Origin of the sequence: Mesorhizobium sp. M2E.F.Ca.ET.209.01.1.1, assembly GCF_004010375.2 — a bacterium.
Lineage (GTDB): Bacteria > Pseudomonadota > Alphaproteobacteria > Rhizobiales > Rhizobiaceae > Mesorhizobium.
The window spans coordinates 1-282 of the sequence record NZ_SADP02001330.1; the positions used below are offsets into that span (position 1 = coordinate 1).

At 61.0% G+C, this 282-nt stretch carries 1 protein-coding gene; it reads left to right on the top strand.

Annotated elements, in window-relative coordinates; all coding sequences use genetic code 11:
• Positions 1-180, top strand: a 180-nt coding sequence (locus EN852_RS40300; protein ID WP_135880011.1) for a DUF1330 domain-containing protein, incomplete at its 5' end; no start/stop codon positions are given.
• Positions 181-282: the final 102 nt, after the last annotated feature.

Sequence of the window (282 nt, forward strand, 5' to 3'; positions counted from 1 at the left end):
ACGAAACAGCCGCCTCTGCTGATCGAGGCGCGCGACGCCAAGCGCATGGTCCTGGTGGAATTCCCGTCGCTTGAGATCGCCAAGGCCTGCTACGCCGACCCCGCCTATGAGGAAGCCATGCGCTTCGCGCGCAAGGCGTCGAATCGCGTGCTCGTGATGTTCGAGGGGGATCTCGGGTAACTGCCGTAGGCAGCGCTGCGGAGAATACTGTTGCCAGACGGGGACTGACTTATTGGTTGGATGGTGGGCGTGACAAGGATTGAACTTGTGACCCCTGCAATG